At 69.2% G+C, this 14,107-nt stretch carries 16 protein-coding genes; 8 read left to right on the forward strand and 8 right to left on the reverse strand.

Annotated elements, in window-relative coordinates; genetic code table 11:
* Positions 1–3 precede the first annotated feature (3 nt).
* Positions 4–399 carry a hypothetical protein gene (locus L3Q67_RS07870; protein ID WP_499188888.1) on the reverse strand — a complete coding sequence of 132 codons (396 nt, stop codon included), beginning with the start codon at positions 397–399 and terminating at the stop codon, positions 4–6.
* A gap of 165 nt (positions 400–564) precedes the next feature.
* On the opposite strand from L3Q67_RS07870, the gene L3Q67_RS07875 reads away from it, so the two are divergent.
* Together L3Q67_RS07875 and L3Q67_RS07880 are read left to right on the forward strand one after the other, a co-directional pair.
* A complete protein-coding gene (locus L3Q67_RS07875) occupies positions 565–1,326 on the forward strand; it encodes a GntR family transcriptional regulator (protein WP_499188889.1) in 762 nt (253 codons plus the stop codon).
* 1,173 nt (positions 1,327–2,499) lie between these two features.
* The gene (locus tag L3Q67_RS07880) at positions 2,500–3,021 is read left to right on the forward strand and encodes a GNAT family N-acetyltransferase (RefSeq protein ID WP_499188890.1); all 522 of its coding nucleotides are present in this window, start codon (positions 2,500–2,502) and stop codon (positions 3,019–3,021) included.
* On the opposite strand, the gene L3Q67_RS07885 is transcribed toward L3Q67_RS07880, so the two are convergent.
* The 4 genes from L3Q67_RS07885 to L3Q67_RS07900 form a co-directional block, all read right to left on the reverse strand.
* Positions 2,975–3,421, reverse strand: coding sequence for an HIT family protein (locus L3Q67_RS07885; protein ID WP_499188891.1), 447 nt, complete (start codon positions 3,419–3,421; stop codon positions 2,975–2,977). The genes L3Q67_RS07880 and L3Q67_RS07885 overlap by 47 nt on opposite strands.
* Positions 3,422–3,496: 75 nt before the next feature.
* On the reverse strand, positions 3,497–3,856 hold the full coding sequence (locus tag L3Q67_RS07890; protein WP_499188892.1) for a hypothetical protein: 360 nt from the start codon (positions 3,854–3,856) through the stop codon (positions 3,497–3,499).
* Positions 3,856–4,179, reverse strand: a complete 324-nt coding sequence (locus L3Q67_RS07895; protein WP_499188893.1) for a DUF6355 family natural product biosynthesis protein — start codon at positions 4,177–4,179, stop codon at positions 3,856–3,858. The genes L3Q67_RS07890 and L3Q67_RS07895 overlap by 1 nt, the downstream gene beginning before the upstream one ends.
* Entirely contained in the window at positions 4,176–4,622 is a 447-nt protein-coding gene (locus L3Q67_RS07900) for a hypothetical protein (RefSeq protein ID WP_499188894.1), read from the reverse strand. The genes L3Q67_RS07895 and L3Q67_RS07900 overlap by 4 nt, the downstream gene beginning before the upstream one ends.
* Before the next feature lie 173 nt (positions 4,623–4,795).
* Here L3Q67_RS07900 and L3Q67_RS07905 point away from each other — a divergent pair, with 173 nt between their 5' ends.
* Complete coding sequence (locus tag L3Q67_RS07905) at positions 4,796–5,947, forward strand: sialidase family protein (protein WP_499188895.1); 1,152 nt, start codon at positions 4,796–4,798, stop codon at positions 5,945–5,947.
* Here the strand turns inward: L3Q67_RS07905 and L3Q67_RS07910 are convergent.
* Both L3Q67_RS07910 and L3Q67_RS07915 read right to left on the reverse strand, forming a co-directional pair.
* Entirely contained in the window at positions 5,920–6,534 is a 615-nt protein-coding gene (locus L3Q67_RS07910; RefSeq protein ID WP_209663928.1) for a TetR/AcrR family transcriptional regulator, read from the reverse strand. The two genes, L3Q67_RS07905 and L3Q67_RS07910, sit on opposite strands and share 28 nt — an antisense overlap.
* Before the next feature lie 4 nt (positions 6,535–6,538).
* The gene (locus tag L3Q67_RS07915; RefSeq protein WP_499188896.1) at positions 6,539–7,405 is read right to left on the reverse strand and encodes an alpha/beta fold hydrolase; all 867 of its coding nucleotides are present in this window, start codon (positions 7,403–7,405) and stop codon (positions 6,539–6,541) included.
* An 86-nt stretch (positions 7,406–7,491) separates the two neighbouring features.
* Here L3Q67_RS07915 and rfbA point away from each other — a divergent pair, with 86 nt between their 5' ends.
* A complete protein-coding gene (gene rfbA / locus L3Q67_RS07920) occupies positions 7,492–8,370 on the forward strand; it encodes a sugar nucleotidyltransferase (protein ID WP_499188897.1) in 879 nt (292 codons plus the stop codon).
* Here rfbA and htpX read toward each other — a convergent pair whose 3' ends face one another.
* Entirely contained in the window at positions 8,371–9,228 is an 858-nt protein-coding gene (gene htpX / locus L3Q67_RS07925) for a zinc metalloprotease HtpX (protein WP_499188898.1), read from the reverse strand. It abuts the gene before it with no gap.
* Positions 9,229–9,420: 192 nt separating this feature from the next.
* Between htpX and L3Q67_RS07930 the strand changes: the two genes are divergently transcribed.
* The 4 genes from L3Q67_RS07930 (at position 9,421) to L3Q67_RS07945 (ending at position 13,761) form a co-directional block, all read left to right on the forward strand.
* Positions 9,421–10,365 carry a YncE family protein gene (locus tag L3Q67_RS07930; protein WP_499188899.1) on the forward strand — a complete coding sequence of 315 codons (945 nt, stop codon included), beginning with the start codon at positions 9,421–9,423 and terminating at the stop codon, positions 10,363–10,365.
* A 71-nt stretch (positions 10,366–10,436) separates the two neighbouring features.
* Positions 10,437–11,309, forward strand: coding sequence for an LLM class F420-dependent oxidoreductase (locus tag L3Q67_RS07935; protein WP_499188900.1), 873 nt, complete (start codon positions 10,437–10,439; stop codon positions 11,307–11,309).
* A gap of 88 nt (positions 11,310–11,397) precedes the next feature.
* Positions 11,398–12,609: a BtrH N-terminal domain-containing protein gene (locus L3Q67_RS07940; RefSeq protein ID WP_499188901.1), complete on the forward strand. Its 1,212-nt coding sequence runs from the start codon at positions 11,398–11,400 to the stop codon at positions 12,607–12,609.
* A gap of 102 nt (positions 12,610–12,711) precedes the next feature.
* Complete coding sequence (locus L3Q67_RS07945; RefSeq protein WP_499188902.1) at positions 12,712–13,761, forward strand: Gfo/Idh/MocA family protein; 1,050 nt, start codon at positions 12,712–12,714, stop codon at positions 13,759–13,761.
* The last annotated feature ends 346 nt before the right edge of the window (positions 13,762–14,107 follow it).

The following is a 14,107-nucleotide window of genomic DNA, read 5'->3' on the forward strand; positions in this document are numbered from 1 at the left end:
AGCTCACATCCCCGCGCAGTCGCACAGGTACGCGCCGCCGACCGTCCCCGTGACCGAGCCGTCGAAGTCACACGCGGCGAGAGTTCCCCAGCAGTCGCCACACACCGAAGCCGGAGCCTCGCGGTTGCCACGCTCGCTAACTGAGCGCCGGAACTCCACGAGCGAGAACTCCGCATCCAGGTCCACCACCGTCGCGACCCGTCCCGAGGCGACCAGTTCGTCCCACGCCTCAGCGGTCAGGCCGAGTTCCCGGGTGATCACGTCTTCGATGTACGGCGGCAGCTCACCCACGGGGCACTCCGCGTACGGCGCCGCCACCAGCGGGTTGTAGTCCGAGAGCCGGAACCGCTCCGGGATCGGCTGCAACCGCGAGTCCTCTTCAGCCAGAACAGCGAACATCAGTGCCTCCACCGGCTTCAACTGGTTATGACGTCTTGACCACTCCACTATGGCGGCAACTGGTCATGACGTCAAGACCACATGTAGAGCGGATGGCGCGCGCCCCGGAAGGGGTGGGATACTGGTAAGGACGTCTTGACGCACTGACCAGTTAGGGGCCATCCCATGATCGACCGAGCCAGCGGCCTTCCGGCGTACCGCCAGGTCGCCGGTGACCTGCGAGAGAAGATCAACTCGGGCGAGTACAACCCGGGTGACAAACTCCCGTCAGAGCGCGCTTTGGTCGATGCCTACGGCGTCTCGCGCATAACCGTCCGTGAGGCAGTGGGCCTTCTCCGTTCGGAGGGACTCGTGAGCGCAGAACACGGCAAAGGCGTCTTCATCAGGCCGCCGCACAAAGTTGAGCGCCTCAGCAGGAACCGGCTCAGCCGAGCTGCTCGCGCGGAGAACAAGGGTGCTTTCCTGGCTGATGCCGACGCAAACGAGTTCACACCCAGTGTGAGCGTCAAGATCAGCACAGAAGGGGCGGATGCCATCTACGCCAGTCTGCTCGGGGTCGAGGTCGGCGCGGAGCTGACCGTACGCGAGCGGATAATGCGCGCGAACGGGCTGGCAATTCAGCTTGCCACTTCACGACTCCCACGAAGCATCACCGAGGGCACCGCAATCGAGCAGGTGGACACTGGCCCCGGCGGAAGCTACGCACGCCTGGAAGAAGCTGGGCACAGGCTCGGACACTTCAGCGAAACCGTTGGCACACGGATGCCAACCCCGGAAGAGGCGTCAACGCTGCAACTCGCAACCGGCACACCGATTCTTGTTGTTCAGCGCATCGCCTACGACACCGAGGGGACCGCTGTCGAGGTGAACGACATGCGGCTTTCCGGGGACAAGTACGAGCTGTCCTACGAACTCCCCGCAGACTGACAGGCCCGCGCCGGTGAGGCGTGGAGTCGGTGAGAAGTTTCTCTACAGGATCAAGGCGGCCCCTCCGGGGCCGCTCGACCCCACGCCTTTTTGCCCGGACCGCGCTCGCGCGGGGCGTGCGGCTGGCGCCGGTCCCCGCGCGGCGGCCGGGCGGAGGCGGGCCGAAGACGTACCGAGCCGCAGATCAAAGAATGCCCTCGCCGGGCGGCAGGCTCCGGGATGGCCGAGAACCGCGCAGAGGTTCCGACAGCGGGCCGGTCACCAGGTGGTCATCCCGTCGCCTGATCTGATGGCTATCACGCCGCGCCGGAGCCGCAAGCCTGGCAAGTCAGCCGCCGGATGTGCTCAAAGTTGCGGCTCCAGCACGGCGTGATCGAGACGCCATCAGGCGACGGGATGACCACTCAGCTTCGTTTCAAAAAAGACGTCTCAGTGGAGATTTGAGCGTAGCGCCGCCACGAATTCAACGAATAGGAGAAGTCTATCTCTGAATTGTACATCCCTGCCAGGAATGTACAAAGTACTACCAGGGGGGTCGTAGTCGAGCTGAACACCAGCACGGGGCGGCCACGCGGAGGATGATACATTCGTCCAAAGGTCGTTTGGATGAATTCCGTTCCCAGGGTCCGACGCAATCGACATTAGTCGCAGGAGACTGCGAGACCAGATCCTCACCTGGACATCCTCCCGATCCAAGGGACCATTCCCGTGAAGAACGGCGTTCGACCAATTCGCACTCAGAACGTGCGACGAGGTGAAGATGGTCGCCACACCGCTCGCGCTCACGCCTTCAACCTGCATGTCCAGAGAAAGCATCTCAATGCTTTCACCCGCACCAAGGGAGTCAAGCCTGCGAAGAACGTGAACAGGGACGCCCGCCTGACCAGCGTAGGGATTTATCGAGTTGAAACCTGAATTGAGATTGCGCACAGATTCGTCGACCATATTCCCTCACTCTTCCCAAAGGTGCTTATGAAGAGCAGTCGACCCGCGAAGACGATGCGTTACATCCAAGGTGCGCGCTTGCACCTCCGAGCGTCGTCCCGGTACAAATCCGGTACAGATGGCAGCAGCCAGCGACGACAAACGACCACCACCGGCGAGCATGAACACGCAGCTCAGGAAGACAGAGTGAACCATTCGCCCAGGCAGGACGCAGTTCACCAACTACCGGTGACGAGCCGGGTGCGTGAGCGGCGGGCCGACGACCTGGACGGCGCCGCCGCCGCGCTGGTGGCTGTGCACGAGAGCGACGGCTACCCGGTCGAAGGTGTCGACGATCCCCGGGCGTGGTTGCGGCCGGCCACCTTGCTCCACGCCTGGGTCGCCGAGTTGGACGGCAGGATCGTGGGGCACGCGGTGCTGACCGCGCCGACCGGCAGCGCCGACGCCGTCCGGATCTGGCGCGAGCAGGCGCCGGGTGATGAGCGGGTGGCTGTGCTCGGCCGCCTCTTCGTGCTCCCCGAGGCCCGCGGCCACGCGCTGGGCGAGCGACTGGCGCGAGCCGCCATGGAGCTCGCCCAGGCGCAGGGGCTGCGCCTCGTGCTCGACGTGGTGGACAAGGACGTGGCCGCGATCCGCCTCTACGAACGCCTCGGCTGGCAGCGCATCGGGACGGCGGACCACCGCTTCGGCGACGGCCGGTCGATCACGGCGTACTGCTACGTGGCCCCGCTCCCGGCGGGGAGCGCCTGACGCGGGTCAGCGCGTCGTCCAGTTCCTCGGGCGGCCACTCCCCCGGCGGCGGCCAGATGCCGCCCATGCGGTCGTCCGTCCACCTGGGGACGAGGTGGACGTGGAGGTGCGGCACGGTCTGCGTCGCGGCGGCGCCGTTGGACTGGATGACATTGAGCCCGTCGGGGCGCAGGGTGTCGCGAAGGGACTGCGCGACCTCCAGCACCAGCTCGCTCAGCCTCGCCGCTTCGGCCCGGGTCATCGACCAGATGTCCGGCATGTGCCGTCGCGGGATCAGCAGGGTGTGCCCCAGGGTGGCCGGGGTCCGCGGGAAGAAGGCCATCGCGTCGTCCCAGGTGGCGACGGTCCTGGCGGGTTCGTCGCCCGAGATGATCCTGCAGAAGGGGCAGTCGGCCCGCATCGCGCTCCCCCTGGTCGGCTGCGCCCATGATGACGCGTGAGGCGGGGTGCCGGACAGCCGGCACCCCGCGGGTCTTCAGTAGATGTTCACCCGGGTGACCGTGGTGCCCTGGTCGAACCCGCCGCACTGCCACTTGTTGAAGTAGATCGTGCCCCGCACGATGTCGGGACGGGTGTACTCGATGTAACCGGCATTGTTGTGGCTGCACCAGTACGCCGAATTGCCGATGTGCACGCCCGCCGAGCCGCGGTTGGCGAAACAGGTGATGCGGCTGCCGTCGTTGCGGACGTACAGGTACCCGTTGCTGCTCGCCGTGTCGTAGTCGCAGACGAAGACATTGGTCAGCACGTGCGGTTCTTCGGCCGCGGCCGCCATTCCCGGCGAAAGGGCGAACGCCACCGCGGCCACCGCCGCGACCTTACCCATGACCCCCATCAGCAGAGCCTTCCCGCGTAATAGGCGTATTGCACGTTGTTGGTGAATCCCAGCCGGGTGGTACCGGGGCCGACGCACATTTCGTTCGGCGCGAGCACTCCGCCGAGCACTTTGATGACGACCCAGGTGGTCGAATCGCAGTGCGTGTAATAGGCGTTGATCCCGAGGACGTCGGTGTCGTACCCGCAGTCCAGTTCCATGGCGCTCGGCGCTTCTTCGGCGCTCGCGGTCACGGCACCGCCGAGGGTCGCGGTCGCCGCCAGTGCCAGTGCCGCGGCTGCGCGGCGCAATCCCTTGCCCAACACCGTCAGACCCCCGTTCACCGGCTGATGTGGACGCAGGCGAATCCGCTGCCGTGCCAGGTGTTGTCCGCCTTCATGTCGGCGCAGACCAGCGAGCCGTTCTGCATGTTCGCGTTCATGCTGAAGGTGACCCAGGTGCGCAGCGCCCCGCACTGGCTCCGGCCGTTGCGGTGCCACTGCTGGCCGTTCTCGTAGTAGCCCCAGACGTGGAACTCCTTGTCGCAGACCAGCCACGGCGCACCGTGCGGGTAGCTCGCGGTCACGTCGGCGACGAAAAGCCCGCCGCCGTTGACGTTGACGCACACCGGTCCCCATTGCGGGTAATTGCAGTGGTCCGCGCCGGTCACGCCGACCTCGCCCGAAGGCGCCGGATTCGCGTCCGCGGCGGAAGCCGGATTCATCATCAGCAAGGACAACAGGAATGCGGCGACGACGACCAGAAGGGTACGAGCCTGTCTTTTCACTTTTCCTCCTGTGCAGTTTTGCGATCACCTGGATTTCACCTCACGCGGTCGCGACCCAAAAGGCCATTCACCGCAACCTGAAGGGGGAGCCGGTCACTCGAGTGGGCGACGGTGCCGGGCTCTAGTACTCCACCGTGGTGTAATCACACGATCGCGGGTGGTGAGGAGTGCTGATGCGTCGCGTGCTGACCAGCCTGGTCGTGCTGGTTTCGCTCGTCGGCAGCCTGCTCGGCCTGGCACAGGCCGCGACGGCCGAGCGGCGGCTCCTGTTCGAGGGCATGGGTTCCTACCCCCGGCTGATCCGCCTGGAACACGCGCCCGCGCGCACCGGCCGCATCCTCGCCGCGATGACCAGCCAGGACGACAGCGGCAAGTACGCACCCGTCTTCGAGAGCGACGACGAGGGCGCCACCTTCCAGCAGATCGGCGAGATCCGCGACCCCGAGGGCGCCCAGGGCATGTGCTGCGGCACGCTCTTCGAACTCCCGCGGCGGATCGGCAAGCTCCACGAGGGCACGCTGCTGTGGGCCGCCAGCTACGGCCAGGAAGCCGGTCCGAACCGCCGGATCGGGATCAAGATCTGGGCCAGCCGCGACGGCGGCCGCGACTGGGAGTTCCTCTCCGAGGCGGCCCGCTCGCACAACCACGACGGCGTCTGGGAGCCGGAGTTCGTGGTCGACAAGGGCGGCACGCTCTGGCTGCACTTCGCCGACGAAACCGAGGCACCGCAGTTCGCGCAGGTGCTCAACCGCGTCGGCTCGGTGAACGGGCTCAACTGGGGCACCAAGCAGCGGACCCTGGCCGTGCCGCCGCACCTCGTGCGCCCCGGCATGCCGATCGTGCGCAGGCTGCCCGACGACCGGTTCTACTTCGGCTACGAGCTGTGCAACTACGGCGACCGCTTCTGCGACCCGTACTTCAAGTTCTCGCCGGACGGCGCCAACTTCGGCGATCCGGGCGAGCCCGGCACGCGGATCGCCACCGCCGACGGCAGCTACTTCCAGCACGCGCAGACGGTCACCCTGTTCCCCGGCGGGCCGAACGGCACGCGACTGCTGATGGTCGGCCAGATCTACGCCGGCGCCCACGGCGAGCCCCTGCCCGGCAACGGCGCCACCCTGCTCGCCAACGACCACTTCGGCGAGGGCCCCTGGTACGAGGTGCCGGCGCCGGTGCGGGTGACGCGGCCGATCGACCACTGGTGCCCGAACTACAGCTCCACCCTGCTCCCGGTCGACGACGGCCGGAACGTGCTCCAGCTCGCCGCCGACCTCGAACCGGACGGCGCCTGCCGCACCTACTTCGGCAAGGGCCCGGCGTCCTGATCCCGCAGCAGCCCGGCCGTCCACGCGCCGAGCGCTGCCTCCGCTTCGGCGCGGGTCGCCACCGGGTCGTCCGCGAAAGCGATCATCAGCGCCGCCTCCGAGACCGCGCTGAGCACGAGTTGCGCCAGCACCCGGACCGGCCGGGGTTCGAACAGGCCGTGCTCGATGGCCGCGGACACCAGTTCCTCGATCAGGCCGAGCCCGTACCGCGCCTCCAGCTCGCGCCACGCCTGCCAGCCCAGCACGGACGGGCCGTCGATCAGGGAGATCTGCCGCACTTCCGGGCGGGCGCAGGCGTCGAGGAACGCGGAGAGCGCGACGGCCAGTCCGGAGAGGAAGTCCGGCTGCGCGGCCATCGCGGCGCGGATCGAGTCGGTGACCTCCTGCTCCAGCTCGTCCACCACCGCGCGGAAAAGCCCCTGCTTGTCGCCGTAGTGGTGGTACAGCGCACCCCGGCTGACGCCCGCCGCGCGCACGATCTCGTCGGCGGGCACAGCCTGGTAACCGCGCTCCGCGAACAGTTCGCGCGCCGCCGTCACCAGCGCGTTCTTGGTGCCCGCCGAGCGGTCCCGCTGCGTTCGCCTCACCCGGTCAATCTGCCATGACACCCACGAACTCGACGATGTGCCCGGCCAGCGCAGCCGGCTGGTCCTCCGGCACGAAGGTGTAGGAGTCCTCGATCTCGACGAGCCTGGCGTCCGGGAAGGCCGCGGCCAGGCGGTGGCCCAGCGGCAGCGGGAACAGCCGGTCCTCGGTGGCCCAGGCGAGCAGCACGGGCTTGTCGAAGGCGGCGAGCTTGGGCGCGGCCTCCAGCGTGTGGCGGTTGTCCAACTGGCGGACGAACTTCCGCAGGTCACGGCGGACGCCCGCGCTGTGCCACGGCGGGTCGAGGTAGCGCCGCACGATTTCCGCGTCGACCGGCCGTTTGGTGGCCAGGCCGAAGGTGAAGGGCAGGTTCTGCAGCGGTTTCACCCGCAGCAGGGCCGTGGCGATCAGGCCGAACCCCGGGATCCGCGCCAGCTTCGGGAGCGGGCTGAAGATCGGCGGCAGGAAGCACTCGAAACAGTCCGACGGCGTGAAGACCACCGCACCCACGCGCTCCGGGCGACGCGTCAGCAGCAGTTGCGTGATGGCGCCGCCGGTGTCGTTCGCCACCAGCAGCACGTCCCGCAGGTCCAGCGCGTCCAGGAAGTCCGCGATCAGGTCGGCCATGCCGGGCGGGCTCAGCTCCGCGTCCGGCCGCAGCGGGAACTCGTGCGCGCCCATCGGCAGATCCGGGGCCAGGCAGCGGAAACCGGCGTCCGCGACGGCGGGCACCACCTTGCGCCACAGTTCGGCGTTCACCAGCAGGCCGTGCACGAAGACCACGGGCCGCCCGGCGCCCCGCTCGAAGTACCGCACCACGCCCTGCGGCAGTTCGACCACCGCGGGCGCTCCCAGCTCATCACTGCGTCTCATGTCCCCATGGTTACATACAGACTGTATGTATGTAAATGACCCGATACTGTGGGCCCGGTGCAGCCGGAAACTGGATTGGGGAGCGAATGAAGGGCATCGTGCTGGCCGGGGGCAGCGGGACGCGGCTCCACCCGATCACGCAGGCGGTCTCCAAACAACTGCTGCCGGTCTACGACAAACCGATGATCTACTACCCGATCTCGGTGCTGATGTTCGCCGGCATCCGCGACATCCTGATCATCTCCACCCCCGCCGACCTGCCGAACTTCCGGCGCCTGCTCGGGGACGGCGGCAAGTTCGGGCTCAACTTCAGCTACGCCGAGCAGCCCAGCCCGAACGGGCTCGCCGAGGCGTTCATCATCGGTGCGGACTTCGTCGGTGACGACGACGTGGCGCTGGTGCTCGGTGACAACATCTTCTACGGCCAGGGCTTCTCCAGCAGGCTGCAGACCGAGGTGTCCAATTTGGACGGCTGCGTGCTGTTCGGCTACCCGGTGAAGGATCCGGAACGCTACGGCGTCGGCGAGGTGGACGACTCGGGAAATCTGGTCTCCATCGAGGAGAAGCCCGCGCAGCCCAAGTCGAACAAGGCGATCACCGGGCTCTACTTCTACGACAACCACGTGATCGACATCGCCCGCGACCTCAAGCCGTCACCGCGGGGTGAGCTGGAGATCACCGACGTCAACCTCGACTACCTGCGTGCCGGGCGCGCGCGGCTGGTGGACCTCGGGCGCGGGTTCGCCTGGCTGGACACCGGGACGCACGACTCGCTGCTCGAAGCCGGGCAGTTCGTGCAGGTGCTGGAGCACCGGACCGGTGTGCGGATCGCGTGCCTCGAAGAGGTCGCGCTGCGCATGGGTTTCATCACCGCCGACGAGTGCTTCGCGCTGGGCGCGCAACTGGCGAAGTCCGGCTACGGCGACTACCTGATGGCGGTGGCCAAAACGGCGGGCGCCAACTGACTAACGCCGGGCCAGTTCTTCGAGGCGGCGGATCCGTTCCTCGATCGGCGGGTGGGTGGAGAACCAGCGCGAGAACTTCTCCCCCGGCCGGAACGGGTTCGCGATCATCAGGTGCGACTGGGAAACGAGCCGCGGCTCGGGCGCCAGTGGAGCGGCCCTCGTGCCCGCGTCGAGCTTGCGCAGCGCGGACGCCAGCGCGAGCGGGTCGCCGGTCAGCGCGGCGCCCGAGGCGTCCGCCTCGTACTCGCGCGACCGGCTCACACCCATCCGCACGATGCCGGCCGCGATCGGGCCGAGCAACACCAGCAGCAGGGTGACCAGCGGGTTCTCGTCTTCGCGGTCGCCGCCGCCGAACACCCCGGCGAACATCGCCACGTTGGCCGCGACGCTGACCACGCTCGCCAGCACCCCGGCCACCGAGGAGATCAGGATGTCGCGGTTGTAGACGTGGGCCAGTTCGTGCCCGAGCACCGCGCGCAGCTCGCGCTCGTCGAGCAGTTCGAGGATGCCGGTGGTGCAGCAGACCGCCGCGTGCCGCGGACTACGGCCGGTGGCGAAGGCGTTCGGCGCGACGGTCGGGCTCAGGTACAGGGCGGGCATCGGCTGCCGCGCGCTGGTGGCCAGCTCGCGCACGATGCGGTGGATGGCGGGGTACTCGACCTCGCAGATCGGCCGGGCACGCATGGCCCGCAGCGCCAGCTTGTCCGAGCGGAAGTAGGCGAAGCCGTTCATCCCCAGCGCCAGCACCAGACCGGCGATCAGCGCGGTGCGGCCGAAGGCGGCGCTGATCGCGATGATCAGGGCGCTGAGCAGGCCCAGCAGCAACGCCGTCCGGATCCCGTTGCGGTGCTTGTGCACTGACCGGCCGCCTCCTTCCCGCGCATCGGCTCCCGGAGTCAGAACGCGTGCGGAGCGCACGAGGTTCCGCCGCGCCCCTCACCCGGTCGGGCGGCGGCACAACCGGCGGCCCCGGCACGGCGGAGTTAGGGTCGGATCGGAGGTGACACCACGCGACAGGGGCGCTACCCACGGCTGATCGGCGAGGACACCATGCGGGCAGGAGTGATTCCGAGGCTGGTGGCCGCGCTGTGCCTGGTCGCCGCGCTCACCGCGCCCGCCGCTCACGCCGAGGACGTGGTCACCGTCCCCGTCGGCCAGCGGCCGGTCGCCGTCGCGGTGAATTCCGTCACCGGCACCGTCTACGTGGCCGCGCGCAACGCCGTCGCGGTGGTCTCGGACAACGTGGTCGCCGCCACCACCCCGCTCGGCGGCCCGCTGAGCGACATCGCGGTCAACGAGCGGACCGGCCGGGTGTACGCGGCCAACCCGGTCGCGGGCACGGTGACCGTGCTCGACGGCGACAGCGCCACCGTGCTCGGCGTGATCGCCGCGGGTCCCGGAATGTCCACAGTGGACGTGGACGAGGAGGCGAACAGGGTCTACGCCACCGGCGGGCCCGACGGCTCGGTGACCGTGCTGGACGGCGTGAGCAACACGCTGGCCGAGACCGTGCCCGGCGAAGCGGGTCCGCTGGCCGGGGTCCGCGTGGACAGCGGGCGCCAGGTGGCCTACCTCACCGGTGATCAGAGCAAGACCGTCGAAGTGCTGGACACCGCGGCCGGGTCCTTCGTCGCCTCGGTGCCGGTCGGCAAGGCCCCGGCGGGGCTGGACCTGCACGAAGAGCGGAACAAGGTGTACGTGGCGAACTCCGGCATCCACCACCTGTCCGTCCTCGACGGGGAGACCAGGACCGAGGAGGCGGAGGTCCTCCTGCCCAGCGCGGCCTCCTCGGTCGCGGTGCACCAGGGAAGCGGCACGGTCTACACCAACGGCGGGCCGAACGGGCTGGCGCGGATCGACGGCTCGGCGAACGAGGTGACCGGGGAACTGGCGCTGGGCACCAACGCCGGGGACGTCGCCGTGGACCAGCACACCGGCACCGTCTACGTGCTCGACCCGCGACAGGACGCCCTGCTCGCCATCACCGGTTTCTGAGCGCTGAAGCCGGGTTGAAGGCGGCCTGAATTCCAGGTCACCCCCGGTGATCGGAGTAGTACGTTGCGGAGATGGAAATCGGGCTGCAGATACCGGACTTCACCTTTGAAGGCGGGCCCGCGCGACTGGGCGCGGATCTCGCGGAGATCGCCCGCACCGCCGACCGGAGCGGGTTCGCCTACCTCGCCGTGATGGACCATTTCTTCCAGATCCACATCATCGGGCCGCCGGAGAAAGACATGCTGGAGGCCTACACCACGCTGGGCTTCCTGGCCGCGCACACCGAGCGCGTGAAGCTGCTGACCGTGGTCACCGGCGCCTTCTACCGCCACCCCGGGCTGCTCGCGAAGACCGTCACCACGCTCGACGTGCTCTCCGGCGGGCGCGCGATGCTCGGGGTCGGCGCGGGCTGGAACGAGGAGGAGGCGCGCGGGCTCGGCTTCCGCTTCCCGCCGGTCGCGGAGCGGTTCGAACTGCTCGAAGACGCACTGCGGTACTGCCTGGAGATGTGGTCGGCGGCGGACAAGCCGTTCTCCGGCGAGCACGTCGAGGCCGAGCGCCTGCTGAACGTGCCGCGGGCGCTGAGCCGGCCGCACCCGCCGATCATGATCGGCGGCGGTGGCGAGAAGAAGACCCTGCGCTTCGTGGCGAAGTACGGCCAGGCGTGCAACCTGTTCAACACCCCGGACCTCGAGCACAAGCTCGGCGTGCTGCGCGCGCACTGCGAACGCGAGGGCCGCGATTACGACGAGATCACCAAAACCGTCTATCACCCGCTGCACATCGGCGAACACGGCGAGCGGATCGACGAGCTGGTCGGCGAACTGCGGCGGCTGGCCGGACTCGGGGTGGACGCGGTGATCGGCGGTACGCGGGGGGCCGAACGGATCGAGCCGCTGGAGCTCATCGCGCGCGAGGTCATCCCGGTGGTCGCTCCACTTTAGTCACCGATTGGCAACTGTTCGTTGACTGTGCAGCCGCCCGCCTATTTACTGGTCGCTCCAACCGGGGCGAGTGCACCGAGGACGGCCAGTGGGCGATCAGGGTCATCAGCTGCGCGGCGGGGTCCAGCCGGATGTCTCGGCGATCACGAACGTCTTGGCGGGCCGGGGTTTCCACGGTCCCGGCGGGATACCGCTGAGCGAGGCGCTGGTCTTCGCCTGCGCCGGCGGGATCGGCGCGGGCTACCTGCTGTGGGAATTCCAGCACGACGGCAACAAGCCGCTCGTGCTCGGTTTCCGCGGCCGCTGGCAGTACCCGCAGGCGTGGTTGCAGTCCACTGTGGATCGACTGGGCGTCCCGGCCGAGGTGCACACCACCACCGGCGCGGTGCGGGCCGCGCAGCGGCTGACCGCGGAACTGGCGGCCGGGCACGCGGTGATCGTGCTGCCCGACCGGTACCTGCTCGGGTACTGGCACCTGCCGGCCAGCACCGAGGCCATGGGCGGGCACTTCGTCGTGGCCTACGGCGAGGAGTACGGGCGGGTGCTGGTCGACGACCGCAACCTGGCCCCGCTGACGGTCGAGCGCGAGGCCTTCGACCGGGCGCGCAGCCGGGTGGTCTCGTACCAGAACCTGCTCGTCCGATTGGAGCCGCCGGAGGGCGGGATCAGCGCGGAAGACCTGCGTGCGGCGGTGCGCGCCGGACTGGCCGAGTGCGCCGAACGGCTCTCCGCCAAGTCCGCCTCCTTCGCCCTGCCCGCCTGGGCCAAATGGGCGCGCCTGCTGACCGACGAACGGAAGCCGAAGGGCTGGCCGACGGTGTTCGCCGACCGCGGTGGGTTGACCGGCACGCTGCTGTCCATCTGGGACGGTGTCACCCCGGCCGGGATGACCGGCGGCAGCCTGCGCGGGTTGTTCGCCGACGCGCTGACCGAGTCCGCCGGGGTGCTGGGACTCCCCCGATTGGCCGAACAGGCGCACCGGTGGCGGGAGATCGACGAGCTGTGGCGCCAGTTCGCCGAGGCCGCGCTCGATCCGGGGGTCGAGCCGTTCGCCCGGATGCGCGAGCTGACCTCGACGATCGCCGACGGCGTCTTCGCCGAGGGTGACGCCAGGCAGCAGGCCGCCGGGCAGGCCGCGGCCGAACTGTGGATGCTGCGGGTCCAGTGCGACGTCGCCTGCCCACTGTCCAAAGAGGACGTGCTGGCGTTGTTCGCCGGACTCGCGCGCCGGCTGGAGGTCATCCACGAAGCCGAAACGGCCGCCATCGCCGAGTTGCGGTCGGTGATTCACGAACCGTAGCGCGATCGCGCGTTCACGCTCCGTGTAACGACTGATCGGGGCCCGGCGAATCACAGCGTGGAGCCGGGGCCGCGAGGGTGCCCGCGGAACGGGGAGTCGGACGTGGAACGCATCGGCCTGGCCGTGATCGGTGCCGGGTACTGGGGCCCGAACCTGGTCCGGAACGCGCAGGCGACACCGGGCCTGCGCCTGGAGTACCTGTGTGACCTGGACGTGTCTCGCGCGCGGCGGGTGCTCGGCGACTACTCGACCGTGCGCGCCAGCGCCTCGCTCGACGAGGTGCTGGCCGATCCCGCGGTGCACGCGGTGGCCATCGCCACCCCGGCGGGCACGCACCTGAAGGTCGCGCTCGCCGCGCTCGAAGCGGGCAAGCACGTGCTGGTGGAGAAGCCGCTGGCGGCGAACCTCGCCGAGGGGCGGCAGCTGGTCGAAGCCGCCGAGAGCCGCGGGCTGGTGCTGATGCTCGACCACACCTACTGCTACACGCCCGCCGTCCGCCACCTGCGGGAACTGGTGCGCGGCGGGGAGCTCGGCGACATCCAGTACCTGGACTCGGTGCGCATCAACCTCGGGCTGGTGCAGCCGGACGTGGACGTGCTGTGGGACCTGGCGCCGCACGACCTGTCGGTGTTCGGCGCGATCCTGCCGGACGGGGTGGAGCCGCTGGAGGTGGCCGCGCACGGGTCGGACCCGATCGGCGCCGGGCGCGCCTGCGTGGCGCACCTGACCATCCGGCTGACCGGCGGCGCGATGGCGCACGTGCACGTGAACTGGTTGTCGCCGACCAAGATCCGCACGATGGTGATCGGCGGATCGACCCGCACGGTGGTGTGGGACGACCTGAACCCGAGCCAGCGGTTGTCGATCTACGACCGCGGGGTGGACCGCAGCTCGCCGGCGGACCTCGGCGAGGAGAAGCGCGAGCAGGCGATCATCTCCTACCGCGTCGGCGACATGGTCGCCCCGGCGCTGACCGAGCGCGAAGCGCTGCGGGCGGTGATGGCGGAGTTCGCCGACTCGATCACCGAAGGCCGCCGCCCGCTCACCGACGGCCGCTCCGGCCTGCGGGTGCTCGCCCTGCTCGAAGCCGCCAGCGAAAGCCTGGCGGCCGGCGGGACGTTCATCCCCCTCAAAACGGAGGTCATGGCGTGAACCAGCCCCACCGCGAGGCCGCGCCGCCGGCTGGACTGAGTGGTTCCGGGAGGGAAGCCAGCGGCTCCCAGCGCCCTCACCGCCTCACCAACCGCGAGGCCGCGCCGCCGGCTGGACTGAGTGGTTCCGATCGGCCCCCCGGGCCGATCGGGACCGGGAGGGAAGCCAGCGGCTCCCAGCGGCCTCCCCGCCTCACCAACCGCGAGGCCGCGCCGCCGGCTGGACTGAGTGGTTCCGATCGGCCCCCCAGGCCGATCGGGACCGGGAAGGAAGCCAGCGGCTCCCAGCGGCCTCGCCGCCTCGGCGGAGCCGAGGCAGAAGGTACTGCCCAGCCCATCGAAGGACA

The organism is Saccharothrix sp. AJ9571, assembly GCF_021725495.1.
In the GTDB taxonomy this organism is placed as follows: Bacteria; Actinomycetota; Actinomycetes; order Mycobacteriales; family Pseudonocardiaceae; genus Amycolatopsis; species Amycolatopsis magusensis.